This window comes from Lacticaseibacillus baoqingensis (assembly GCF_003946165.1).
In the GTDB taxonomy this organism is placed as follows: domain Bacteria; phylum Bacillota; class Bacilli; order Lactobacillales; family Lactobacillaceae; genus Lacticaseibacillus; species Lacticaseibacillus baoqingensis.
Genome location: NZ_RHOI01000029.1, coordinates 1 through 24,746 on the forward strand (window position 1 = coordinate 1; position 24,746 = coordinate 24,746).

The window sequence follows — 24,746 nt, forward strand, 5'->3', positions numbered from 1 at the left end:
ACAGGTCGTATCGACTTGGTGTTTTTTATTTTGTCTGAGTGCTAATGATAGTGGCTAACTTGATTGTAAAACGCGGGAAATTGATGTTTCCCGACTGGTCGAGAAGAAATTTTCACTAAAAGATATTCAAACTGCTTTTGAGCTTGCAAATACACCGGGGTCCTTTAGAGTTAGCATCGTTTTTGATGGGGAGGAATAGATTATGTTGCCAGCCCTTTTAGCCGGACTCATCCTTGGTCTCTGTAAGATGGACATGTTTTTTGGGTATAGTTATCTCTCTCGTCCGATCATCGCTTCGACGTTAATGGGTTTGGTACTTGGTGATTTAACGCTGGGGATCATCATCGGTGGGGTATTAGAAGTTATCTTTATTGGCTCTTTTCCAGTTGGTGCTGCAGTTGCTCCTGATGGTGCAGCGGCAGGGGTCATTGGGACAGCTTTTGCGGTAATCACACATTCAGACGCTTCCTTGGCGACAGCATTAGCCGTACCAATTGGGCTACTTGGTGGTTTCCTGTTTATTCTAGTGAAGTTGTTTAATTCGGTTTTTACTACCGCCATGGGAAGCCAACTCAAGAAGAACGAACTTAAAAACGCTTCACGAATCTATGTAATTGGTTGCTGGGTTTCAACGTTTGGTATCTATTTCTTGTTTGGGGCGTTGGCAGTTTATTCCGGTAGTGGGGCTGTTAAGGCACTCGTTAATGCAATTCCAGTTAATGTGATAAATGCATTATCTGCTTCAGCTAACTTGTTACCTGCAATTGGTTTCGCAATTCTATTGAAGATGATCATCAGTAAGAAAATGGCACCATATTTCTTTATCGGTTTCATGTTAGCCGCGTATCTAAAATTGCCAACAATCGCTATTACACTATTTGCTGTCGCAATCGTATTGTTAATCTTAGTGGGTGAAAAGCCTCAGTCTCAAGCAAGCAGTGTGACAGGAGAGGATGTGGATGATGATGACTTCTAAATTGAATAAAGCCGATATTCGCCGTGTGTTTGTTCGCTACATCGCATTGAACTGTTTAAATGACTACCCTGGTCAGATGCACGGCGGATATGTCTTCTCCATGTTACCAGCTCTGAAGAAAATTTATGGAGATGATGAGGTCAAATTAAATGAAGCCCTGATGCGACATCAAGAAGAATATTTTAATGTAACCCCTGCCATTGCCGGATTACCGATGGGCATTACCCTTGCGATGGAAGAGCAAAATGCTCAGAGTGATGATTTTGACACTTCCACCATTTCTGGGATGAAAACGGCTTTAATGGGACCACTATCTGCAATTGGAGATACTGTTTTTCCCGCGACGTTGCGAATAATTGCAACTGCGATGGTAACCCAAATGGCAGCCAAGGGCAGTGTCTTAGCCCCAATCCTGTTTTTCTTACTATGGAATATTCCCAATTTTTTAGCTAGATACTATTCTTTAAAATTCGGGTATAACCTGGGTAGTGATTTTATTATCAAATCAGCTGAATCCAATATGATGCAAAAAGTCTCATATGCCTGTTCGGTGGTTGGTTTGATGGCAATCGGGGCAATGTGTTTTGTCAACATTAAGATTTCAACGCCGCTTGTCATTGGTGGAGCAGTCAAAGGTGGGGCAATGAAGTTACAGACCACTTTAGATACAATCATGCCGGGAATGTTGTCATTACTGGTAGTAGGGATTGTTTATTGGTTGCTAGACCGGGGTGTTAAGGTGGTTCCCCTTTTACTAGGAACTATGGTAATTGGATTCATTTTGAATCTCTTGGGAATTATTGCATAGGAGATGAAGTATGCCAGAGGCGTTAATTATTGGGGCCGGAAATATTGGCCGTGGTGTTGTAGGATATCTCTTACGAAAGGCAAATTACCAGCTTTCCTTCTTCGATATCGATTACTCGCGTCTTGAAGCAATTAAGCGTAGAGGCCGTTATCACATATATATTGCCGAAGAACCAGTCCGAAAAGTGGAGATTAAAGATTTTGAGATCGTTAAACCCAATTCGTTAGTTAATAAATTGGCAGATATTCAAACGATTTTCTGTTGTGTCTATGAAGGCGCATTTGCAAGCATTGCATCGAATATTGTGGCTGCAATGGAACAACGAATCGCGCAAAAAAATACAAATGAATTGAATCTGATGTTGTGTGTAAATTCAATCGATGCACCTCAAAAAATGGCAAAGTTAATCATGGCCGAGATTGCGGATAACTCGACAATGCAAGAATATTTTACGCATTATGTCGGTATTAACCAAGTTATGGTTTTGTCTGCGGGTCTTCCATTGCCAGAAGAATATTTAGTCAGTGGTGAAGACGATGTTATGATCACATCTGATCCCCATCTAGAAATCGATGGTGAGTCCTATAAAGGACAGCAACCAGAAATTCCATCGGTTAGATTCGTAACAAATGCCGAAGGACGTCTGAAACGTAAAGTATATGTAGGTAATATGCGTCATACAATGGCTGGATTTATAGGCGCCAGCTTAAAGCAACAATTTATCTATCAAGCGCAGATGAAGCCAGAAGTGCGTGCACATCTAATGGGGGCATTTAATGAAGCTCACTCTGCAATCATTAGTGAGTATTCGTTTGAACCAGCAGAGGATCATACGTGGGTTGCGTACATGAATGATAAGTTAAATCAAAAAGTCGAAGATAAGATAACGAGAGTCATTGCCAATCCAGAACGTAAACTTGCTTACGAAGAACGATTTGTTGCTCCAGCACGGCTTTGTTTGAAGCATAGTATTTTACCATATGAAATTTCGCTAGGAATTGCATACGGAATAAAATATTTGCAACAACGACCAGAAGAACAGCGGACGACAGAAGAATTATTGAATGATGTTTGTGGGCTAGAGAGTAAGCGGGATTTCATAATCACACAACTGGTTAAAAATCACTTGGAAGAAATCGAAAGGAAATGAACATAATGCGATATAAAGAATTTGGTAACACGGGTCAAAAAATTTCTTCCGTTGCTGTTGGGACTTGGGCAATTGGGGGCGCAAATTCAGCAGGCGGAAGTTTTGGTGATGTTGAGGAAGCAACTTCGATTCAAGCAATTCGAACGATGTTGGACAATGGTGTTAATATTATCGATACCGCTCCTATATATGGTGAAGGCAAGTCTGAAAAGGTTGTTGGCAAGGCAATCAAAGGTTTAGACCGTAGCAAGTTTTACATTGTGACTAAATTTGGATCGTACATCAGTCATTATGACGGGAAAGCCACCCGTAACAATCGTTATGATCATATTATGACGGAAGTAGATCAATCTCTACAACGATTGGGAACTGATTATATTGATTTTTATTTGATGCATTGGCCAGATGTTAATACACCGATAGAAGAAACTATGGCAGCATTGAATGACTTGAAAAAAGCTGGTAAGATCCGCTTCACGGGTTTATGTAATTCTCCAAAAGAACTCGTTGAAGAGGCACAGAAGTATGGTGAAATTAATGCATTACAGCCACCTTATTCAATGGTTAATCAGTCTCAGAAAGAGTTAATGCTGTGGGCAACTAAACAAGGCATCGGGACAATGACTTCAGGATCTTTAGGAGCGGGAATTTTAACTGGAGCTATTCGGAAGGCACCAAAATTTGATGACAAAGATTTTCGCTTAACGTTCTATCCATTTTTTAAAGAGCCACAGTTTTCAAAAATTATGAAACTACTCGATGTTCTGGATAAAGTTGCCGCCAAACATAATCGTCCGGTCGCACAAGTCGCAATTAATTGGTCGACACAACAAGATATCGTTGGGACCGCTTTGCTTGGTGTGCGAAATCCTGAGGAGGCAAAACAAAATTGTGAAGCCTTTAGCTGGTTGCTTGATGAAGTCGATATTAGTGAAATAAATCAAAGTATAGACGAGTTGAATATTGGACAGTAATTGTTTTGAATTCGCTTTCACCTGGTGATACATTATTGTATAGATCATAGAAAGTTGGAGGTGGGAAATGGGTTATCAATCTTTGGGTACGCAACAGCGGCAAACTCAAAAGCAAGCACTCATCTTGTCGCAGAAAATGCAACAGTCATTGACTGTCTTACAGATGAATACATTTGAATTGACCCACTACCTTCAGAATATTTCTGCAGAAAATCCATTATTGGATGTTTCAACTCGATGTGTATGTCCTGAAAGCAGTGCTGCTGGATTGAATCAAATTGTGGATGATCATCTCTTGTCATTGCCTGATTACTTATTGGAGCAGGTTCGAATATCATCATTTGATAACAGTACAAAGAAAGATGTAGTGCGACTTATTGATCAAATTGATAATCGTGGATACTTGACTGAGTCTGATTCGGATTTATGTAAAATTCTGAATTTTTCGTTATCGAGATTAGTTCATGCAAAATTCAAACTCCAAGAGTTAGAACCGGCAGGAGTTGGGGCATGTTCGTTGCAGGAATGTTTACTTCTGCAACTTGATGCACGTAAGGAAGAGTGGCAATCACCGGTTCGAATTCTAGTGGCAAATCATTTTGAGGCTTTATGTCGGCAAGATTGGAATAAGATCTGCAGGCAGATGAAGATAAATCGAGTAAAGTTGTCTGAATGTTTGCGAGAATTACATCATCTGACTGCTAATCCAGGCCAGATATTTGATAATCAAAAAGATGAATATGTACTGCCCGAGCTAAGAGTGTGTGTAACTGGCGATAAAATCAGTTTGGAGTTGGTGAGAGGAGCTGAACCTCAGGTCGTGTTTGTTCATGAGACCTACGAAACTCTTCGCAAGCACAATGATTTTGAGGTTCAAGAGTACTTAAAGATTAAGCGAAATCAATTTATGGATATTGCTCAAGCTTGTCGTAGGCGAGAAAAAACGCTTGTTGCAGTTGGTAGCGCAATCGTAGAATCTCAATTTGAGTATTTTAGGAATCCCAATAATGGCTTAAAATCAGTGACACTTCAACAAATATCACAAAGAGTTGGACTAAGCGAGTCTACTGTGAGTCGTGCAATCCGTGGCAAATATATCCAGACCGATTATACCGTATTGCCAATTCGGAATCTGTTGATGACTGGACAAGCGACGATCGGTTCAGAGATTATGTCCGTGCTCCAGGAAATCGTAAAAAATGAAAGTATAGTCTTGAGTGATGATCAAATTAGGACAGTACTAAGTGACCGTGGTTTTAATATTTCTAGACGGACGGTGGCAAAGTATCGTCAACTGTTGGAAATTCCACCTGCAAGCCGCAGACGAAAATTGAGCACTGTACAATAAATCGTGTGGTTACGTGTATATATGAAGCGAAGAAAATTCACTCTTGTTGAGAACAGTTTCTTCCTAATAGCTCGCTAGATTGTTGCGCGTCAGTTGTTTCAAAAACCATGCTAGATCTTGCATCTTTGCAAGATCTAGCATGGTTTTATTTGGGTCTAGAACTCCTGACATTAAAATTATATTCCGACAACAAAAATTCTGCACAAAGTTGTTGGACATAATGTTTAATGGTTGTAGAGTATTTTTGTGTTGGTGTTTTTCTAGTGTGAAGAAAGTTGCCTCTGCTAATTGTGAGTCAAAAAAAGAACCTACACACTTGCGAAAGATATCCAGCAAGTGCAGGCTCTAAAAACACGTCAATCATGCCTCGCTAAAGTTCATGATGACAGCGCCAACGATAATGAGCATCATCCCTAACACACCCGTCAGCGAGATGTTTTCATGCCAGATCAAGGCGGAAAGGATCGCCGTCACGACGATTCCGATCCCTGACCATAAGGCATAAGCCAAATTGAGCGGTACGGACTTTAGAGACACGGAAAACCAGTAGAAACAAAAGGTATAAGCGAGAAAGGTTGCCAGAGTCCACCCAACATGAGTGAATCCTTGTGAGGCCTTGAGACAGTTGGTGCCGATGAATTCGCCAATAATAGCGATACTTAAGTAGACATATCCCATAGTTCTCTCCTCCTCAAGCGCCTCACATTAACCTTGAATTTGCCTGCCTAGCGCTTCTGCTTTGGCTGGCCAATCTGCCAAGGCTTTTGGCAAGAAGACATTAGCGGCATAAAGGGTCCCCAAAGAATGCCAGCTGAAGTAATTGGCGATCCCGCGATACTCTAATTCCAAAGAATTAAAGACGGTTTGATCATTGTTAGCCGCAGCGATCAAAAGGCATTCTTTATTGTCCAAGCGGTGGTTGTCAGTATATAAGCGATCCACGACAGTTTTCAGCTGTGCGGTCATGCCAAAGAAATACACCGGGGTCACGAAAGCGATGATGTCTGCATCTAATATTTGGGGTAAAACGACTTTAGTTAACAGATCATCGTCGTGGATCGGCAAGTTTTGATCGTCGACTTTTAAATAATGGATCATGTTGGCAGTGCCAGCGCCGGCGTTGAAGCGAAAGACTTGATGGCCTGCAGCGGTGGCACCGCGTTGAAAGGCATCTGCAAGTTGGGCGGTGGTGCCGTGTTCATGGGAACTGCCAGTTAATAGGACGATTTTTTTCATAATCATTTCACCTCAGATCTCTGCTATTACCAAGATTTTTCATGCCTTGTAGCGATTGAATATGGGTCACGTCGCCAGTGAATTCAAAACAGCCAAGATACTCCCCGGCTTCATCGCGCAACGCCGAATAAGAAATATATACCAGCTTGCCGTGCAGCGGCAGCCAAAATTCGACGTGGTCTTTAGTACCAGCGTGAAAATCTTCTAAAATATGGGCGACTTTATCGCGCGATTTGCCCGGGTGGCATTCGAGCACTTTACGCCCGACTTGGTCGGCCGTGCGGGCAAAGATGCGGGGCTGATTTTGACTAAACCATTTGAAACGATCATCGGCATCCACATAATCAACTTCAAAAGGGAGTGTATTTAATAGTACCCGTAAGGCGGCCAATGAAATTTCGCCGCTCGGGGTGTGGAGGATCTGGTTATCATCTAGGGTCATTTTTGGATCTATCATGGGTTCATCTCCTGATTCGGTGTCTGGTGTTGCGCATTTAACATGGCGAAGCGTTGTTGGGCATCGGCAGTCGTTTTGGCAAACATCGCCGCGACTTGTTTGGCTGATTTGATGGTGGCGAGACTGCTGAAGCGATTTTGCGTCTTGAGAAAATCAGGCAGCTTGGAAAAGTCTGTATTCCGGCTGTCGATGGTGAGCGGATCTTGTCCGTGGTCAAGACGCTGCGGGTCGTAGCGATATAGCGGCCAATAGCCAGAAGCGACGGCTTGCTTCGTTTCTTGTAAGGCATTGTGCATCCCGCCGTGTAAACCGTGGTTGATGCAAGGCGTGTAGCCGATGATCAATGCTGGACCAGGATAGTTTTCCGCTTCTTGGATCGCTTTTAGCGTCTGGTTCGGGTTGGCATCAAGGGCCACTTGGGCGACATACACATTCCCGTAAGTGGTAGCAATGAGGCCTAAGTCTTTTTTAGCCGTCTGTTTGCCGCCGGCAGCGAACTTAGCCACTGCAGAAGCGGGGGTGGCTTTGGACATTTGACCGCCGGTATTGGCGTACAGTTCGTTATCAAATACGAACAGATTGATGTCTTCACCACTGGCTAAGACGTGGTCGACACCGCCAAAGCCGATGTCATAAGCCCAGCCATCACCGCCAATCAGCCACTGGCTGACTTTCACGAACCGGTCGCGATCTTGCAGCAGGCGTTTGAGTTCAGGAGCCGTTTCTTGTTGCAGGCAGTGTTGCAGACGATCGGCACGTTGGCGCGTGCCGTCACTTTCGTCCAGATGTGCTAACCAGTCTTGAAGCGCAGTTTGCGTGTCAGGTGAGCCTAGGTGCATGCTCAAGACTTGTTGCACGCGCTTGGCTAAATCACGGCGCTTGACTTGGTTGGCCAATAACATCCCGTAACCAAATTCGGCATTGTCTTCAAAAAGTGAGTTGCACCATGCCGGGCCTTGGCCCTGGGCATTGGTGGTGTAAGGGGTCACTGGAGCCGATGCACCCCAAATCGATGAGCAGCCGGTGGTGTTGGCGATCATCATGCGATCACCAAATAACTGTGTTAATAACTTGACGTAACCTGTTTCACCACACCCGGCACAGGCGCCGGAAAATTCCATTAGGGGCTGCTCGAATTGGGAGCCGCGCACAGAAGTCTTAGGAATATCGGTGACCTTTTGACTCAAGGTATTGGCGAAGCGCCAATTGACTAATTGTGCCTGTTGACTCTGATAAGGCTGCATGACTAAGGCTTTGTCTTTAGCCGGGCAGACTTGGGCGCATAATCCACAGCCGGTACAATCTTCGATCGAGACTTGAATGCGATACTTCAAACCATCAGCCCCGCGCATATCGCGGACGATATAACCTTCTGGGGCGGCCGCCATTTCGTCATCGTCGGCTAAGTATGGGCGAATCGCCGCATGCGGACAAATCACGGAACAGAGATTGCATTCGATACAATTTTCTGGCCGCCATTGCGGCACTTCAGTGGCGATCCCGCGTTTTTCAAAGGCGGCCGAGCCTGAAGGCAAGTTGCCGGCAAGCATATGGTGATCAACCAAGTCCTTAACGGATAGCTGATCGCCTTGTTGGCGCAACATCGGTTTAAAGATCTGGTTGATATAGTCTGGTGAAATATCCGCCGGTGTGCTATCTGGGGTTTGAGTGGCCCAATCATCAGGGATGGTGACGGGATGTAAGGCGGCGCAAGTCGCTTCGATCGCTGCATAATTTTGTTCGACGATGGTTTGCGACTGATGACCATAGGCGCGTTTGGCTTCATCCTGTAATAGCGGGACAAATTCAGCTTGTTTCAAGTCGGTGGCGAGTTCAAAAAAGGCAGTGCACATCACGGTGTTGATCCGGCGGCCAAGGCCATGTGCTCTGGCGAGTTTTGCGGCATCTATTATATAGAAGCGAATTTGATGGTCACTGATGTATTTTTTGAGTTTTGGCGGCAGTAAGCGCTGACACTTTTCCACATCCCAAAAGGTGTTGAGCAAGAAGATCCCATTATCTTGCAGGCCCTTCAACAAGTCGTAATCATGGAGGTAGGCCGCGTTATGGCAGCCGACGAAATTTGGCCGAGAAATCGTGTAGGTGGAATCGATCGGTTCTGTACCAAAGCGTAAGTAAGAACGCGACAAGCCGCTGGATTTTTTCGAGTCATATTCTGAATAAGCTTGGACATATTTGCCGGTGCAATCCCCCAGTAATTTGGCTGCTTGTTTAATGGCGCCAACTGTCCCATCAGAACCAAAGCCCCAAAACTCTGCTTGGAAGATATTCGTCGGGGTTAGATCCAATACCGGCTTGTTCGGCAAGGATAAGTGCGTGACGTCATCCACGATCCCGATGGTGAAGCGTGACTTCATCTCATTGGTTGGCTGTTGCAATTCATCATAAACGCTGATCAGCTGATCAGGAGTGACATTTTTCGAGGCTAATCCGTAGCGGCCACCGATCACGACCGGGTGGTTCGGTGCATTATATAGCGCACTTTGTACGTCAAGCAGCAGAGGTTCCCCAATGCTGCCAGGTTCTTTGGTGCGGTCCAGAACCGCGATGCGCTGCACCGTCTGCGGCAAGTGCTTTAACAGATTGGCTGTGGGGAAGGGCCGATAAAGATGAATGTTTAAAAATCCCACTTTACGCCCATGCGCATTCAGATAGGCGACAGTTTGTTTGGCCGTGGCGGCGACGGAACCCATGGCAATGATCACTTCAGTTGCATCGGGATCACCGTAGTAATTCGTCAAGTCATAATCTGTTCCGCGAAGCGCATTGATCTGTTGCATGTAGTGCTGCACGATGGCTGGGAGCCGGTCATAGAATTGGTTAACGGTTTCGCGAGACTGGAAGTAGATATCAGGATTTTGCGCGGCCCCGGAAACATACGGATGATCCGGATTCATTGCGCGAGCTTGGAATTTGGCCAGGGCCTCTTGGTCCAGCATCCGGTGAAGATCGGCATAAGCAATCGTCTCCACCCGCTGCAGCTCGTGGCTGGTGCGAAAGCCATCAAAGAAGTTCACAAAGGGCAAGCTCCCAGCAATACTGGCTAAATGCGCCACCCCAGAAAGGTCCATGACTTCTTGAACCGTGCTTTCGCACAGCATACAAAAGCCGCTTTGGCGCACAGCCATCACGTCGCTATGATCGCCAAAGATACTGAGGGCGTTGGTGGCAACCGCCCTGGCGGCGACATTAAAGACAGTCGGTAAGAGTTCGCCGGCGATCTTGTACATATTTGGCAACATCAACAAGAGGCCTTGAGAAGACGTGTATGTCGACGTTAAAGCCCCGGTTTTTAAGCTCCCATGCACAGTGCCTGAAGCACCAGCTTCAGATTGCATTTCAACGACTTTGACTGGCGCGCCAAAAAGGTTTTTTCGGCCTTCGTTAGCCCATTCATCAATGGCTTCACCCATCGGGGAACTAGGCGTGATCGGGTATAACGAAGCTACCTGAGTAAAGGCATAAGAGATATAAGCAGCGGCATGATTGCCGTCCATAGTTTGATAATGGTGCATGACACTCACCTTACTTTGTTGCGCATTTTTTTGTGATTGGGATCAAGATCTCAGTGATAAATTGATCTGGGTTGGTCGTTGACCAGTAATCGATCACGTACCGTTCATAACACTCAGGGCCGCAGGTGTAACCATTATCAGCTGCCCACTGTTCCACTTTGGGGTATTCTTCATTGAGCGTTTCCATCGGGCCGAGATGATAGGCACTGACGAAAAATCCGCCAAAGGTGAGCGCGTTAGGAATGGGATGTTCGCAAGAAACCGGTTTCTGAATGATCGTTGCTTGTTCACTGACCCCGTGATACTTATCCAAATACGAGTTGAACTTCAACACGACCGGACCAGTGATCTCTTGTTTTTTACTTTGCAGATAGTTCGTCCAGGGAATATTCAGGATCGATTCGCGATAATCGTAGCTAAAGGCTTGATCCAATGAGCAGTAGGTTTGCTCTTGGAGGCATTTGACGCTGATCGTATCAGAATATTGGGTGCTGATCATCCGGGCTTCTTGGAGTAAGCGCTGCCAATCATGGAGTTGAATCAGTTCATTTTGAATCTTCTTTTGTTCTGCAGTTAATTCGTTGATCTTAGCGACAAAGTTGCTTTCATGGTAAAAGTACGACGGCTTGCCGATCAAGCCTTGCATTTCAGATAATTTGAAGCCCATTTGCTTATAGTACTTCACGATTGAAATCGAGGAGAGCGTCTTTTCGCTATAATAACGGTAATTATTTTCGGGGCTGACATAGTCAGGTGAGATTAGCCCCAGTTGATCATAGAATCTCAACGTCTTCTTTGAGATATTACAGAGTTTTGCTACTTCACCAACGGTATACAATTTTGTGTCGTTTAGTGGTGTACGCATAATTACGCCTCATTTTGTTGAATAAGATAACGTCAAATTGCACTCTAATGTGAATTTGTGAATTTGTCAATACTAACATTGCTTGTGTCAAGATAACCCTCACCTATAGGGGAACCCCTGATGTAAAGCGGGTTTTTGTCAGTAATAGGCCGATTTCTAGGCGATTTCTTACATGAATGTGAAGCGAACAAAGTGTCAGAACCTTTACTAAATATTTTAAACGATAACAATTCTAAAAGTCCCGCCATATGAACCTTGATGCAGCGGGATTTGACGATTATTTTGGAATTTATTTGACCTTGCCCTAAGGGAAGCGCTTACAGTTTGATTGTTAATTAGTGCACATGATTGTGCATGTTTTGAGAAAGGAGCGATTGCGCATGCAGTATGATGCATTAGGGATGATCGAAACCAAAGGCCTCGTCGGCTCGATTGAAGCTGCCGATGCCATGGTCAAGGCTGCCAATGTGACCTTGGTCGGGAAGGAACTTGTTGGGGGCGGATTAGTCACAGTGTTAGTTCGCGGAGATGTAGGCGCGGTGAAAGCAGCAACGGATGCTGGAGCGGCTGCGGCTCAACGGATTGGTGAGTTGCTTACAGTCCACGTGATTCCGAGGCCGCATGCCGAGGTTGAAACTATTTTGCCTCACAAAAATTAAACGCGTGCAAACGCGAGAGGAGCGTCAATAATGAACTCAGAAGCATTAGGCATGATTGAAACTAAAGGTTTGGTACCTTCTATTGAGGCTGCTGATGCCATGGTCAAAGCCGCTAATGTAACTTTAGTGGGCAAGGAACATGTTGGCGGTGGGTTGGTCACAGTGTTGGTTCGTGGTGATGTTGGTGCGGTGAAAGCAGCAACCGATGCCGGTGCAGCCGCTGCTCAACGGATTGGCGAATTGATTTCTGTTCACGTTATCCCACGCCCACATACCGAAGTGGAAACGATCTTACCTCATAAGAAATAGTTATAACGATATTTAATCAAAAAGAGGTGTAATTATGAATTCAGAGGCACTAGGTATGATTGAAACCAAAGGATTGGTAGGATCAATTGAAGCTGCCGATGCAATGGTTAAAGCCGCAAACGTCACCTTGATTGGTAAAGAACGTGTTGGCGGTGGGTTGGTCACAGTGTTTGTTCGTGGTGATGTTGGTGCGGTTAAAGCAGCAACCGATGCCGGTGCAGCCGCTGCTCAACGAATTGGTGAGCTATTATCTGTACATGTTATTCCGCGGCCACACACTGAAGTAGAAAGCATTTTGCCAAAGAAAGTTAATTAGGAGAGAGGCGCAAAATGAACTCTAGCAAATTATTAGATACACAGGCTTTGGCAGAATCCAAGATGCAAAGTCTGAATAAGAGCTTTCATATCACTGGGATCGGCAATGGTTTGGTTTCAGGGTTAACGTATGGTATCTATTCAACACTAGTCGTTGTTGCCAGCGGATACAACCCCTTGGCGAGTGCGGCAGGGATCTTAGCTGCGCCATTCGTTTGTTCAGGATTAAACGATTTCTTTGCCGGCATCTGGTTGCTTTTCTATAATGCCAAACAAGGACGACTGAAGGAATTAATGCGGACCCTAAGAACGCGACCAGGGATGATGCTGGTTATCGGTTTCTTATTAGGCGGCCCAATTGCCAATGGTGCTTACTTGGTAGGACTTTCATTGGCGGGTGCTTATGCAATTCCTATTTCAGCAACATGTAGTTTATGGGGCGCGTTATTCTCTTGGATCTTCTTGAAACAGCGGCCAACTAAGCGAGTTGTTTTTGGGATGTTAATGTGTGTGGTTGGTGCCGTAATCATTAATTTGGTTAAGCCGGAAGGCGCGCCAAACTTTACATTAGGTGTGATTTGCGCATTGTTAGCTGCCATCTTCTGGGGTGCTGAAGGCGTGTTCTCAAGCTTTGGCGGTGCCATGATTGATACTGATGTGGCCGTAAATCTTCGTGAACTGATTTCTGGTCTCGTAAGTTTGTTCATTGTTTTACCATTCATTGGTGGTGGCATGCATCTCTTAAGTGGAACATTTGCAGCGATGACACCGATCTATTGGCTGATTGCATCTGGGTTAAGTGCCGGCATTTCATTTGTTTGCTGGTATAAGGCCAATTCGACCGTCGGCACGGCCGTCGGGATGTCGCTAAATATCACATATGCGTTTTGGGGTGTTTTGTTTAGCGTTATCTTCTTAAGCCAAGCATTGACGCCAACGATTGTGGTCGGCTCTGTCGTCATTGTATTGGGCGCAATCTTAGTCACCATGAACCCATTAGACTTTTTGAGGAAGGGTGAGTAATTTGTTATTACCTGCTAGAACTGCTGTTTTGAATGACCTTTATCAAAAGGATACAGCTACAGTTGAAGAAATAATGGCAGATTTAAAGTGTCATTATGGTAGTGAGCGTCAGTTTACTAAGAAATTATTCTCTGATCATTGCATGGCTCTTGAAGCTAATGGAATGGTTGAGCTTACTGGGTATGAATTGGATGATGGTGGTGAACTTCAGATGAAGTACACCATCACTGAAGATGGTAAAAATACCGTTCACAAGTATATTGCTAAGAAATACCAAGACGAATAACTGAGGTGATCAGCGTGAAATATTACGGCGAAGAAGCGCTTGGACTCGTGGAAACCGTCGGCTTGGTTCCAGCACTGGATGCAGCTGACAAAATGCTGAAAGCAGCGAATGTGGAATTGATCTCGTATGAAAACATTGGCTCGACTTTGGTCACGATTATGATCAAAGGGGATGTAGCCGCAGTGAAATCGGCGGTCGAAGCCGGTGCCAAAGCGGCCGATGCGATCGGCAAACTCACGGCTCATAATGTCATGCCGCGGCCGCTGCCAGCAATTGGGGCGATCGTTTCAGAGCATGACATCGATTCAGAATAGGAGAAACGCGATGGCAGAACATGAAGCGATCGGTGCGATCGAAACCTTTGGATTAGTGTTTGTATTAGAAGCTGCAGATGCGATGGGCAAGGCTGCCGATGTCGATGTTGTTGGCTATGAAAACGTTGCTTCGGGTTATATCTCCGTGATCGTTAAAGGGGATGTGGCAGCTTGTAAAGCAGCTGTCGCAGCCGGTGTAAAAGCCGTCGAAGCAATGGGGGCTGAAGTTTATAGTTCTGTGGTGATCGCCAGCCCACATCAAGATCTTGAGAAAATTATTCGCCGCTACGCCTTGAGCCCGCTGACGCCAGAGCAATAGTGGGAGATGATGACGTGCAAATTATTGATAAGGATCTATTATCAATTTCTGAAGCGCGGATATTAAGCGAAACAGCTAAGAATCACCAAGACAATTTAATGAGTTATACCCAAGTCGAACTCGACAAAGCGGTGGCTGCCATTTTTCAAGTGATTGAAAATGAAGGCGCTAACTTGATTACCCAAAGTGTTACCGCCACTAACAGTGGTGATGCGCAGGATGAAGTTAAGCTATTGCAACGATTTTTACCGCTATGGAAAGCTTCTTTGGACGATCATCACTTTGTCGGAGCATTGGAAGCACAAGGGCCAGTACATACTGTGGGGGTGCCTTTGGGAACCGTCGCGGTGATCATGGGTATTGCTCAACCAGTCCTCAATGCACTGTTTGGAGCGGTAAGTGCGATTAAGACTGGTAATTCCTTGGTACTTGTCCCGAATACTCAGCATGTCAAAACGATTAAGAATTTGGCCAACCTGTTAGATAAGGTGATTCAGCAAGCGGGTTTACCAAGTCACACGATTACTTGCATGACCGAAATCACTGACGAAGGGATCAAGGAATTGATCCAAAGTCCTAATATTGATCTCGTGATCAATTTGGGTAATTGCCGCTTCATGCAAGGCACAATACCACAAGCAAAACCGATTTATTATTGCGGTACCGGTTCAACACCGGTCTTTATCGAAAGAACCGCCAATATTGCACAAGCTGTGTCACAAATCATCACCAGTCGGGAGTTTGATAATGGACTGTTACCGGCTGCGGAACAATTTGTGATCACAGAATCAGTCATTGCCAATCAAGTACGCCATGAATTAGTGACGCAAGGGGCATACTTCCTAACGGATCAAGATCAGCTCAAGCTAGCAGATCTGCTGGATTCTCTAGATGATGATTCTGAGGTGCTCACTGGGCAATCCGTACAGCAAGTGGCGACTAGAGCAGGATTTTCAGTTCCTGCTGAAACCAAGCTGCTCGTCTGTTCGCAGGATTATATCAATGCAGAGTCTCCGTTAACGGAAACGTTGAACTTTCCGATTATTGTCTTCTACTTAGAACCGGATTGGTTGCGTGCATGTGAAAAGTGTATGGCATTGCTGAAGAATAAACATCATGGGCATACATTGGCGATTCATTCAAATAATGCAGATGTGATTCGTGAATTTGCTTTGAAAAAACCGGTGGCGCGCGTGATTGTGAATAATGCAGCCAGCCTAGCAGCGCTTGGTATTGATTCGGATCTTGAGCCAACGCTGTGGCTTGGGGGCTTAACGACTGGTGGCGGCAGTTTGGCTAAAGGCTTTACGCCTAAAGACTTGACCTACGTTCGTCAAGTGGGCTACCCGGCTGGACAGCAACAACAAGCGGTGGTCAAACAAACAACAGGGCAGACCACTGCTGAGCAAGAAACAGATCTTCAAGCTGCTTTCTTGAAGGTCTTAAGCAAGCTTGTAAATGAAAGCGATTAAAAAAAGGAGCGTTTAAGCATATGAACATGCAAGATTTTTCGACCAAATTGGCTGAAGCAACAAAAGAACTATCTGACGAAGAACGCGCATCCCTCCAAAAAATGTTCGCTTCAATTTCTACTGATATTCAAAACGGCTCTGATAAGCCTTCTACCAAAGTCGCAATCGCATCTGATGGCGATGATGTGCCAGACGGCATCACCCCGCGTTTGAAGGCATTAAAAGAAAATTATTTGGACCAAGTGCCATCGATCACGACATACCGGGCACGGGCGATCACGCAGATCGCCAAAGAAAACCCTGGGATGCCAAAGATCGAATTGCGGGCCAAGAGTTTTAAGCATTGTTGCGAAACCGCACCTTTGGTCATTCAAGACAACGAACTCATCGTCGGCGCACCAAATGGCGCACCGCGTGCCGGCGCCTTTTCTCCTGATATTGCCTGGCGTTGGATGAAAGATGAAATCGATACGATCGGTACACGCCCGCAGGATCCTTTCTACATTTCTGATGAAGATAAGAAGATCATGCGTGATGAACTGTTCCCATTTTGGGAAGGCAAGTCTGTTGACGAAACCTGTGAAGACCAATACCGCGAAGCCGGTGTCTGGGAATTATCTGGTGAATCTTTCGTTTCTGATTGCTCCTACCATGCGGTCAATGGTGGTGGGGACTCCAACCCTGGCTATGATGTCATTACCATGAAAAAAGGCATGATCGACATCCAAAATGAAGCCAAGGCTCACTTGGAAGAATTGGATTACGAAAATCCTGAAGATATCGACAAGATTTACTTCTACAAATCTGTGATCGATACCACCGACGGGGTCATGATCTATGCTAAGCGGATGTCTGAATATGCGCAAAGCTTAGCCGATAAGGAAACGGATCCTAAGCGTAAAAAAGAACTCGAACAAATCGCTTACGTCAACAGCCGCGTGCCTGCGCACAAGCCTGAATCCTTCTGGGAAGCGATCCAAGCCGTTTGGACGATCGAATCCTTGTTAGTCGTTGAAGAAAACCAAACCGGGATGTCCATTGGCCGGGTCGACCAATATATGTACCCATTCTTCAAGGCTGATCTTGAATCTGGCCGGATGAATAAGTATCAGGCCTTTGAACTGGCTGGCTGCATGCTGATCAAGATGTCTGAAATGATGTGGATCACGTCTGAAGGCGGTTCTAAGTTCTTCGCCGGGTATCAACCATTCGTTAACATGTGTGTCGGCGGCGTAACGCGTGCCGGCCAAGATGCGACGAATGATCTGACCTATCTGTTGATGGATGCGGTGCGCTTCGTGAAGGTTTATCAGCCATCCTTGGCTTGCCGGATCCATAACAAGTCGCCGCGTGCTTATCTGAAGAAGATCGTTGATGTCGTCCGTGCCGGCATTGGGTTCCCAGCATGTCACTTTGATGATACCCATATCAAGATGATGTTAGCCAAAGGCGTCTCCGTTGAAGATGCGCGGGACTACTGCATTATGGGCTGTGTTGAACCACAAAAGGCTGGACGTTTGTATCAATGGACGTCGACCGCATATACCCAGTGGCCGATTTGTATCGAATTAGTCTTGAACCACGGGGTACCGCTATGGTATGGCAAGAAAGTTTGCCCAGACATGGGGGATCTCAAGCAATTCGATACGTATGAAAAGTTTGATGCCGCAGTTAAAAAAGAAATCAACTACATTACCAAGTGGACGGATGTTGCGACTGTTATTTCCCAACGGGTCCATCGTGATCTGGCACCTAAACCGTTGATGTCGATCATGTATGAAGGCTGCATGGAACATGGTAAAGATGTTTCCGCCGGCGGCGCCATGTACAACTATGGTCCTGGTGTTGTCTGGTCTGGTTTGGCCACATACACCGATGCCATGGCGGCCATCAAGAAGCTGGTCTATGAAGACAAGAAGTACAGCTTGGAAGAACTGAACAAGGCTTTGGTCGACGACTTCAAGAACGAACCGCAAGTGCGGACAGACTGCTTGAACGCTCCTAAGTACGGCAATGATGATGATGCTGCCGACTTGATCGCGGCGGATTTGATCGAATACACCGAACAAGAACACCGCAAGTATAAGACTTTATACTCGCACTTAAGCCATGGGACGTTGTCGATATCTAACAACACGCCATTTGGTCAAATGACCGGTGCCTCTGCTGGTGGGCGTAAAGCATGGCAGCCATTATCTGATGGGATCAGTCCTTCTCAAGGGGCGGACTTCAAAGGCCCTACGGCGATCATCAAGTCGGTTTCCAAGATGTCTAACGATAACATGAACATTGGGTTAGTGCATAACTTCAAGATCATGTCTGGTTTGTTGGATACCAAGGAAGGTGAAGAAAGTTTGATCACCTTGCTGAAGACTGCTTGCAACTTAGGCAATGGCGAAATGCAGTTTAACTACTTGGATAACGAGACCTTGATCAAAGCGCAAAAGCATCCTGAACAATATCGTGATCTGATCGTGCGGGTCGCGGGCTACAGTGCCTTCTTCGTTGAATTGTGCAAGGATGTCCAGGATGAAATTATTAGTCGCACGATGCTGACAAAGCTTTAATTAAGGTTTGTATGGAGATGATTGCTCTATGAGTGTTCAGACAAAACTAGATGTTGAGCGCCAAGTGATGGTGTTCAATGTACAAAAATACAATGTCTATGATGGGCCGGGGATCCGGACGATCGTGTTTCTTAAAGGCTGTCCATTGCGCTGCCAATGGTGTTCCAATCCGGAAGGACTCGAGCAAAAATACCAGGTGATGTTCAAACGTGATGTTTGCAGCAACTGTATGGCCTGTGTCGATGTTTGCCCAATGGGGATCCATTATATCGACGAAAATGGCCACCACCAAGTGCGCCGGGATCGTTCATGCAACGGCTGCCGCAAATGCGTGGCAGTGTGCCCAATGGCCGCATTGAACATCAGTGGTGAGGTCAAGACCATTTCTGAATTGCTGAAACTGGTGCATGAAGATGATGCGTTTTATGAAACCTCTGGCGGTGGGATCACCTTGAGCGGCGGCGAATGTACCGCACAACCAGAAGGGGCAATCACGCTCTTACAAGCTTGCAAAGACGATGGGATCAACACTGCGATCGAAACTTGCGGCTATGCCCCAACGGAAAACCTCATGAAGATCGCGAAATATGTGGACTTGTTCCTCTACGATCTGAAGCATATGGATCCGGTGAAGCACAATCAATTGACTGGGATGAGCAATGAGAAGATCTTAGCCAATTTGACCAAACTTCTGCAAGAAGGCTACAACGTTAAGATCCGGATGCCGATGCTCAAGGGCATCAATGACAGCCAAGAAGAAATCGACGCGGTGATCAACTTCTTGAAGCCATATAAAGACTTGCCAAACTTCAAAGGCATCAATTTATTGCCTTATCACAAGCTTGGCGTCACCAAATATGCGCAATTAGGGATCAAATATCCCGTCGATGGTGATCCTAGCTTGAGTGATGCAGACTTAGACCGGATCGAAGGCATGATCAAAAAGTATGACTTCCCAGTTGCCGTGATCCGGCACTAAAGCGAGGTGCGCGATGGCAGAGATACCCGCAACGCAACGTCTAATTGAAGAATCCGTTCCTGGCAAACAGGTGACGTTGGCGCATGTGATCGCTTCGCCGATCCAAGCGGTTTATGACAGCTTGGGCATCGACAATGTTGGGGCCATTGGGATCTTGACGCTTTCGCCTTATGAAACTGCGATGATCGCCGCTGATCTGGCGGCTAAAGCAGCAGATGTGACGGTGGGGTTCTTGGATCGATTCACCGGTTCAGTGGTCGTGCTTGGCGATGTGCAAAGTGTGACCGAAGCCTTGACCAAGGTGTGCCAGATCTTACATGATGATTTAGGATTTGATGTATGTGAGATCACCCGCACGTAACGCGCCTGCACGCTTGCCAAGCAAGGCATCGTATTGAGCGCCATGGGCAGGACCGTGATGGTCGTGTCCATCTCGTTCAACACGATGCCAAAACGAGACATGATTGTGATCGAAACAGGTGATAGGCATGAAACGACGAATAATGATCATTGGCCCAAACCATAGCGGCAAAGTGCAACTGGCCCAATACCTTGACCAGCAAGTCAAACAGCGTATGCAAGCCTGTATGTTTTATGGCAAAAACACGCTGACGGTACCAGGGGCTTATCTTGAATGTCCATGGATGCATCAGCATATCATTGCTGCGCAGCAAGATGCCAATTGTATCTTGATGTTATCGGCGATCGATCGGGCCCGGCGCCATTATCCGCCGAACTTTGCCAAAGTGTTTCGCCTGCCGATCATCGGGGTGGTCACGACTAAGACTGACGCTGTGGACATTGCCCAAGCGGATGTTTATCAAGAGTTGATCACCACCGGGATCCCACAACCATTCTTCAAGTTAAATTTGCAGCAGCAAACAGATTTTCATGAACTAACAGAAATAATCAATATGAAGAAAGGAGGGCTTTAAGTGGAGCAGTATATGATGCCGACCAAGATTTTCTTTGGCAACGAAGCGGTTGACGAAATCGCCAACCTGAGTTTTAACCGATACTTCATTATCTGTGATCCCTTTATGCAAAAAAGTCATAAAGTCGATTTGATCACCAAAAGCCTAGATAAAAATAATACGCCGTATGCAATTTTTGCCGATGTCGTTCCGGATCCAACGATCGATGTCGTGACCCAAGGGTTGGCTCAAGCACTGGCTTGTCAGCCAGAGGCAATGATCGCCTTAGGGGGCGGTTCAGCCATTGATACCGCCAAGGCGATCAACAGCTTGTATGCCCAATCCACAGGGAACGCTGCACCGGCTTTGATCGCGGTGCCAACCACCAGCGGGACTGGGAGTGAGGTCACTTCTTTCGCGGTGGTTTCCGATCCGGCGACCAAATCCAAATACCCGATCGTGGATACCGATTTGATCCCTGATTATGCGATCTTGGATCCGCAATTTACCTTGAGTGTCCCGGCTAGCGTTACCGCTGATACTGGGATGGATGTTTTGGCCCATACCCTAGAAGCTTATGTGTCCACTGGGGCGACTGATTTCACTGATGCGTTTGCCGAAAAGGCGATGCGCGTCGTGTGGACTGAGTTAGCGACCACAGTCAAGCATGGCGATGATCTTGAAGCCCGGGCCAAGATGCATAACGCGTCTTGCCTAGCCGGATTAGCCTTTAGTACCGCTGGCTTAGGGATCTGCCACAGCTTAGCGCATGCTTTTGGCGGGACGTTCCATATTCCGCATGGCAGAGCGATCGCCATGGTCTTACCACACATTATTTCTTACAATGCCGGGTTAGAGCTTGCCGGTGAAAACGAAGCGCTCAAGCGCTATGAAGCGGCAGCAAAGCTCTTAGGGATCCAAGCCGGCACGCCTAAAGCGACGGTCCATGGTTTGATCACAGGCGTTAAGCGGCTTTCCAAGTCGTTCAATATCCCGCAAACCGTCAATGATTACGGGATCGATCCGGAAGAATTTCTAGAAGCTGTACCAGAAATGGCGCAAAAGGCTTTAGATGATAACTGCACGGGTACAAACCCGCGGAAACCAAGTCTAGCCGATTTGGAAGGGTTATATAAGGAGCTGGTTAAAGGAGGGTACTGAGATGAAATTCATCACCGAGTACGACCTCAAGTACCAGTATCAACAGCAGCCTTTTGAAACCTACACCTTAACGCCTGATCAGCGCTTGACCCCTGAAGCGAGGCAATTTCTAGCTGATCGGCGGGTCACGCTCGACACCAACAAGCCCCAGGTGCAACCAGCTGCACCAAAGGCCTTGGCGCAAGCGGAACCCTCAAAAAAGCAGCCGCATCAGGATGCTGATCAAAAGCTGACTGTCTTGATCAACTTTACACAACTAGATCTATATGAAACAGCGCTTGTCTGCAAGCCCTTAGATATGGCTTTGAGTCAAAAACTGTTTGCACTGGCTGACAGCTTAGCAGATAAAGCCCAACAAGTCGCGGCCCATCAGGTGAAACCAGCAAATCTGATCGCGCCGAATACGTTTAAGCTGACTTATCTGTATGCCTTAAGCAAGTATGGTCCGGTCATGCTCAAGCTGGCCCGTTTAGGCAATGAATTGTTGCTTTTAAGCGACCGCTTAGCCCCTGAACCGAACGAATTGATCCAAGTGCTCTTAGCTGAGCTGGCCAAGCTGATCGAGCAATTGAAACACAAGGAGGAATGACCATGTCTGCGGAACAAGAATTCGCGTATTGCAACCGCATTATTACACAATTTGAAGCTGTCATCGATCACCCCAATGCAACTGGGGATGACGATTATTATACCGGGGTCGACTTAGGGACCGCATGTATCGTGTTGGCCGTCTTAGATCGCACCGGGAAACCGGTGGCAGGGGCTTATCAATATGCGAATGTGGTCCGTGATGGGATGGTCGTTGATTACATCGGTGCCATCGACATCGTGCGCAAGCTGAAAGAAAAACTCGAAGCGCAACTGCACACCGAGTTGATCCATGCGGCTGCGGCCTTGCCGCCTGGCACCAATGAGCTTGATTCTGGTGCGATCAAAAATGTCGTGCAAGCTGCCGGTTTTGAATTAGACAACTTGCTGGATGAACCCACCGCCGCCAATCAGATCTTACGCATCAAAGATGGTGCGATCGTGGACATTGGCGGTGGGACGACTGGGATCGCCGTGTTAAAAAATGGCACGGTGACCAAGGTCGCTGATGAGCCTACTGGCGGGACGCACTTATCTTTAGTGATCGCTGGGGCTTATCGCAAGACGTTTGATGAAGCAGAGTTGTATAAGCGCGACGCTGCTAATCATCAAGAACTCTTGCCAGTCGTCAAGCCGGTGATTGAAAAAGTCGCTTCGATCATCACCCAACATATTGCCGGAGAGAAAGTCGATGAGATCTACTTAGTCGGCGGGACATGTTGCTTGACTGGGATCGAAGGCGTGATTGAACAAAAGCTGCACATTAAAACAGTCAAACCTCAAAATCCGATGTTTGCCACCCCATTAGGTATTGCAACCAGTATTGTGCCGGAACTTGAAATCGCGTAAAAGTCGGCATTGTGGCAAATTGGTTTTTGGGAAAGGAAGTGTCGATTATGCTAACGGCAAAATTAGTCGGAAATATCTGGGCAACCAGAAAATCAGAAGCACTGAATGGGTTTAAGCTGATGCTGGCAAAAGTGATCGGCGGGACGCGTGCAGGTGAGCAAATCGTGGTGATCGATACGGTTGGCGGCGGCGTTGGCGATCGGGTCATCGTAGTTACCGGCAGTTCGGCAAGACGAATGCTTGATGACGATAATATTCCGACTGATGCTGCCGTGGTCGGCATCATCGATGCAGACTGTCCATTGCTTTTAGATGAATGAATTTGATGAAAGAAGGGGCGGTGTTATGAAGCAACTGATTTGCGTCAAAACAATAGAAGAAGCCCATACCAACGGTGATACTCAGTGTGTCCTGGATAAAGATGCGTTGGTCACACCTGCGGCTAAAGATCTTGCCGTTGAATACGGCATGACGTTTGTCCAACGAGAGGAGGCACCTAAAACTATGAGCGCTGATGAAATCACCAAAGAAGATTTGTTTGCGATGTTGAAGGAATTGATCGCCAACGGTGGCGTTGAAGCCCCAGCACAACCATTCAAAGCCTGTGTACATCCCAACGGTTTGAAGCTAGTGCATGGCGATACCGTCAAGATGGATGTGTTTGATACTGGCGATCCGAAGGTCAATGCCCATTTTCAAGAGCTTGTCAGCAAAGATGAGTCCCATATGAGTGCCGGCTTCTTGGAAATCGAAAAGTCTGCGTTTGACTGGCATCTGACTTACGAAGAAATCGACTATGTCATTTCTGGGACGTTAGAAGTCACGATCGACGGCAAGAAGTACTCTGGCAAAGCCGGAGACGTCTTATTCGTACCAAAGGATTCACACGTTATCTGGAGTTCTCCAGACCACGCTCATATTTTCTACACGACCTATCCTTCCAACTGGGCCGATGCTGAGTGAGGAGTGATTAGATGCAAGCACTGGGAATGGTAGAAACGCGCGGCTTGATCGCTGCGATCGAAGCGACTGACGTGATGCTTAAAACCGCCGATGTCCACTTGATCAACCAAGAGTATGTCCGTGGGGGGTTAGTCGCAACGTTGATGGGCGGCGATGTCGCCGCGATCCAAACTGCAGTCGATGCAGCGACGACTGCGGTACGCAGGTTATCAGAAGACAGCCTGTTTACCACAGATGTGATCCCGCGGCCAGATGGCATGCTCGATTTAATCGTGCAGCCAACTCCGCCTGCTGCCCCGCAGCCAAAAATGACAGCGGTTGCGCCAACGGCTGAAACACCAGTCGATCAAGCGGCAACCACCGCTGCAACCGATGAACCAGCCACGCCGCCAGCACCAGCCGCAGACCCTTCAACACCAACGACTGAGGCCAAGCCAAAAGCAGCGGAACCGAATAAATTAGATGCCGCCTACTTCAAGCAGATCGTGGCAGATAAGGCAAAAGCAGCCGCCTACTTAGGTCAGTTCAAGATCAATGAACTGCGCAATTTTGCCAAGAAACAAGCAGAATTTATCAAGCAGCATAAGAATGTGTATCAGCTCAGCAAGAATAGCTTAGTCAACTTGCTGATCGATTTTTACCAAAATGAAGCGTAATGAATGAAAAGGGGATCTGACA

General features: G+C 46.5%; 28 protein-coding genes. 23 read left to right on the top strand and 5 right to left on the bottom strand.

The genetic code is table 11. The features are described from left to right. Positions 1–202 precede the first annotated feature (202 nt). The 5 genes from EKM91_RS10765 to rpoN all read left to right on the top strand — a co-directional run bounded on the left by EKM91_RS10765 (position 203) and on the right by rpoN (position 5,256). Positions 203–976 (top strand): PTS mannose/fructose/sorbose/N-acetylgalactosamine transporter subunit IIC, encoded by a 774-nt coding sequence (locus EKM91_RS10765; protein ID WP_125753922.1) that lies wholly within the window; start codon positions 203–205, stop codon positions 974–976. Further along, positions 960–1,784, top strand: a complete 825-nt coding sequence (locus EKM91_RS10770) for a PTS system mannose/fructose/sorbose family transporter subunit IID (protein WP_225419505.1) — start codon at positions 960–962, stop codon at positions 1,782–1,784. The genes EKM91_RS10765 and EKM91_RS10770 overlap by 17 nt, the downstream gene beginning before the upstream one ends. A gap of 10 nt (positions 1,785–1,794) precedes the next feature. Then, positions 1,795–2,934, top strand: a complete 1,140-nt coding sequence (locus EKM91_RS10775; RefSeq protein WP_125753923.1) for a mannitol dehydrogenase family protein — start codon at positions 1,795–1,797, stop codon at positions 2,932–2,934. Between the two features lie 5 nt (positions 2,935–2,939). Beyond that, positions 2,940–3,908: an aldo/keto reductase gene (locus tag EKM91_RS10780; protein WP_125753924.1), complete on the top strand. Its 969-nt coding sequence runs from the start codon at positions 2,940–2,942 to the stop codon at positions 3,906–3,908. Between the two features lie 67 nt (positions 3,909–3,975). Next, on the top strand, positions 3,976–5,256 hold the full coding sequence (gene rpoN, locus EKM91_RS10785) for an RNA polymerase factor sigma-54 (protein ID WP_125753925.1): 1,281 nt from the start codon (positions 3,976–3,978) through the stop codon (positions 5,254–5,256). A 360-nt stretch (positions 5,257–5,616) separates the two neighbouring features. Here the strand turns inward: rpoN and EKM91_RS10790 are convergent, their stop codons facing one another. The 5 genes from EKM91_RS10790 to EKM91_RS10810 are packed head-to-tail and all read right to left on the bottom strand — an operon-like array spanning position 5,617 to position 11,350. After that, the gene (locus tag EKM91_RS10790) at positions 5,617–5,934 is read right to left on the bottom strand and encodes a DMT family transporter (RefSeq protein WP_125753926.1); all 318 of its coding nucleotides are present in this window, start codon (positions 5,932–5,934) and stop codon (positions 5,617–5,619) included. A gap of 27 nt (positions 5,935–5,961) precedes the next feature. Further along, positions 5,962–6,492 carry a flavodoxin family protein gene (locus tag EKM91_RS10795; protein ID WP_164508549.1) on the bottom strand — a complete coding sequence of 177 codons (531 nt, stop codon included), beginning with the start codon at positions 6,490–6,492 and terminating at the stop codon, positions 5,962–5,964. A gap of 7 nt (positions 6,493–6,499) precedes the next feature. Further along, a complete protein-coding gene (locus EKM91_RS10800; RefSeq protein WP_125753928.1) occupies positions 6,500–6,949 on the bottom strand; it encodes a PAS domain-containing protein in 450 nt (149 codons plus the stop codon). Continuing rightward, the gene (gene nifJ, locus EKM91_RS10805) at positions 6,946–10,485 is read right to left on the bottom strand and encodes a pyruvate:ferredoxin (flavodoxin) oxidoreductase (RefSeq protein WP_125753929.1); all 3,540 of its coding nucleotides are present in this window, start codon (positions 10,483–10,485) and stop codon (positions 6,946–6,948) included. Before nifJ ends, EKM91_RS10800 begins: the two co-directional genes overlap by 4 nt. Before the next feature lie 10 nt (positions 10,486–10,495). After that, on the bottom strand, positions 10,496–11,350 hold the full coding sequence (locus tag EKM91_RS10810; RefSeq protein ID WP_125753930.1) for a MerR family transcriptional regulator: 855 nt from the start codon (positions 11,348–11,350) through the stop codon (positions 10,496–10,498). A gap of 380 nt (positions 11,351–11,730) precedes the next feature. On the opposite strand from EKM91_RS10810, the gene EKM91_RS10815 reads away from it, so the two are divergent. From EKM91_RS10815 to EKM91_RS10900, 18 genes are all read left to right on the top strand, one after another. Next, positions 11,731–12,009, top strand: coding sequence for a BMC domain-containing protein (locus EKM91_RS10815; protein WP_125753931.1), 279 nt, complete (start codon positions 11,731–11,733; stop codon positions 12,007–12,009). A 30-nt stretch (positions 12,010–12,039) separates the two neighbouring features. Continuing rightward, positions 12,040–12,318, top strand: coding sequence for an ethanolamine utilization microcompartment protein EutM (gene eutM / locus EKM91_RS10820; RefSeq protein WP_125753932.1), 279 nt, complete (start codon positions 12,040–12,042; stop codon positions 12,316–12,318). A 34-nt stretch (positions 12,319–12,352) separates the two neighbouring features. Next, entirely contained in the window at positions 12,353–12,634 is a 282-nt protein-coding gene (eutM, locus tag EKM91_RS10825) for an ethanolamine utilization microcompartment protein EutM (RefSeq protein WP_164508550.1), read from the top strand. A gap of 14 nt (positions 12,635–12,648) precedes the next feature. Beyond that, positions 12,649–13,656, top strand: coding sequence for a DMT family transporter (locus tag EKM91_RS10830; protein ID WP_125753934.1), 1,008 nt, complete (start codon positions 12,649–12,651; stop codon positions 13,654–13,656). Continuing rightward, positions 13,649–13,942, top strand: coding sequence for a hypothetical protein (locus EKM91_RS10835; RefSeq protein ID WP_338015992.1), 294 nt, complete (start codon positions 13,649–13,651; stop codon positions 13,940–13,942). Before EKM91_RS10830 ends, EKM91_RS10835 begins: the two co-directional genes overlap by 8 nt. A 14-nt stretch (positions 13,943–13,956) precedes the next feature. Continuing rightward, the gene (locus EKM91_RS10840) at positions 13,957–14,256 is read left to right on the top strand and encodes a BMC domain-containing protein (protein ID WP_125753935.1); all 300 of its coding nucleotides are present in this window, start codon (positions 13,957–13,959) and stop codon (positions 14,254–14,256) included. A gap of 10 nt (positions 14,257–14,266) precedes the next feature. Further along, positions 14,267–14,575, top strand: a complete 309-nt coding sequence (locus tag EKM91_RS10845; protein ID WP_125753936.1) for a BMC domain-containing protein — start codon at positions 14,267–14,269, stop codon at positions 14,573–14,575. 14 nt (positions 14,576–14,589) lie between these two features. Further along, on the top strand, positions 14,590–16,047 hold the full coding sequence (locus EKM91_RS10850; RefSeq protein ID WP_125753937.1) for an aldehyde dehydrogenase family protein: 1,458 nt from the start codon (positions 14,590–14,592) through the stop codon (positions 16,045–16,047). A gap of 20 nt (positions 16,048–16,067) precedes the next feature. Further along, complete coding sequence (gene cutC / locus EKM91_RS10855) at positions 16,068–18,614, top strand: choline trimethylamine-lyase (protein ID WP_125753938.1); 2,547 nt, start codon at positions 16,068–16,070, stop codon at positions 18,612–18,614. A 28-nt stretch (positions 18,615–18,642) separates the two neighbouring features. Further along, entirely contained in the window at positions 18,643–19,593 is a 951-nt protein-coding gene (gene cutD / locus EKM91_RS10860; protein WP_125753939.1) for a choline TMA-lyase-activating enzyme, read from the top strand. 13 nt (positions 19,594–19,606) lie between these two features. Then, positions 19,607–19,954 (top strand): BMC domain-containing protein, encoded by a 348-nt coding sequence (locus tag EKM91_RS10865; protein ID WP_125753940.1) that lies wholly within the window; start codon positions 19,607–19,609, stop codon positions 19,952–19,954. 127 nt (positions 19,955–20,081) lie between these two features. Next, positions 20,082–20,528, top strand: coding sequence for a EutP/PduV family microcompartment system protein (locus EKM91_RS10870; RefSeq protein ID WP_125753941.1), 447 nt, complete (start codon positions 20,082–20,084; stop codon positions 20,526–20,528). Further along, the gene (locus EKM91_RS10875; RefSeq protein WP_125753942.1) at positions 20,529–21,668 is read left to right on the top strand and encodes a 1-propanol dehydrogenase PduQ; all 1,140 of its coding nucleotides are present in this window, start codon (positions 20,529–20,531) and stop codon (positions 21,666–21,668) included. Position 21,669: 1 nt separating this feature from the next. Beyond that, positions 21,670–22,257 carry a hypothetical protein gene (locus EKM91_RS10880; RefSeq protein WP_125753943.1) on the top strand — a complete coding sequence of 196 codons (588 nt, stop codon included), beginning with the start codon at positions 21,670–21,672 and terminating at the stop codon, positions 22,255–22,257. Further along, positions 22,254–23,105 carry an ethanolamine utilization protein EutJ gene (gene eutJ, locus EKM91_RS10885; protein ID WP_225419506.1) on the top strand — a complete coding sequence of 284 codons (852 nt, stop codon included), beginning with the start codon at positions 22,254–22,256 and terminating at the stop codon, positions 23,103–23,105. Before EKM91_RS10880 ends, eutJ begins: the two co-directional genes overlap by 4 nt. A gap of 47 nt (positions 23,106–23,152) precedes the next feature. Continuing rightward, positions 23,153–23,425: a EutN/CcmL family microcompartment protein gene (locus tag EKM91_RS10890; protein ID WP_125753945.1), complete on the top strand. Its 273-nt coding sequence runs from the start codon at positions 23,153–23,155 to the stop codon at positions 23,423–23,425. Positions 23,426–23,450: 25 nt separating this feature from the next. Further along, a complete protein-coding gene (locus tag EKM91_RS10895) occupies positions 23,451–24,068 on the top strand; it encodes a cupin domain-containing protein (RefSeq protein WP_125753946.1) in 618 nt (205 codons plus the stop codon). Between the two features lie 11 nt (positions 24,069–24,079). Further along, positions 24,080–24,724, top strand: a complete 645-nt coding sequence (locus EKM91_RS10900) for a BMC domain-containing protein (protein WP_125753947.1) — start codon at positions 24,080–24,082, stop codon at positions 24,722–24,724. The last annotated feature ends 22 nt before the right edge of the window (positions 24,725–24,746 follow it).